Source organism: Acetobacter tropicalis (assembly GCF_001580915.1).
In the GTDB taxonomy this organism is placed as follows: domain Bacteria; phylum Pseudomonadota; class Alphaproteobacteria; order Acetobacterales; family Acetobacteraceae; genus Acetobacter; species Acetobacter tropicalis.
In genome coordinates, this window is record NZ_LHZQ01000005.1 from 1 (window position 1) to 528 (window position 528).

At 56.2% G+C, this 528-nt stretch carries 1 protein-coding gene; it reads left to right on the plus strand.

What is annotated here, in order from left to right:
• A partial coding sequence (locus AD944_RS00030; RefSeq protein ID WP_045543128.1) for an electron transfer flavoprotein subunit alpha/FixB family protein occupies positions 1-528 on the plus strand: 528 nt, incomplete at its 5' end.

The following is a 528-nucleotide window of genomic DNA, read 5'->3' on the forward strand; positions in this document are numbered from 1 at the left end:
GTCAAATCGTCCGATACGAAGAAAGTGCTGACGGTTCGCAGCTCTGCCTTTGATGCGGCTGCTGCGGAAGGCGGCTCTGCTCCGGTTGAAACGGTTGCTCCGGTGGATAGCCCGGCTGTTTCCAAGTTTGAGGCGGTGCATCTGTCTGAATCTGAGCGTCCTGAACTGGAATCCGCCCGGGTTGTGGTGTCTGGTGGCCGTGGACTTCAGAGCGAAGAGAAGTTCCACATTCTGGACCCGCTGGCTGACAAGCTGGGTGCTGCCATTGGTGCCTCCCGTGCGGCTGTAGATTCCGGTTTTGTGCCCAACGATTATCAGGTTGGTCAGACCGGCAAGATCGTGGCTCCTGATCTGTATCTGGCATTCGGGATTTCGGGCGCTATCCAGCATCTGGCCGGCATGAAAGACAGCCGCGTTATTGTGGCGGTGAACAAGGACCCTGAAGCCCCCATCTTCCAGGTGGCGGATTATGGCATTGTGGGAGATCTCTTCGAGATCGTTCCTCAGCTTACAGAAGAACTGAAGTAA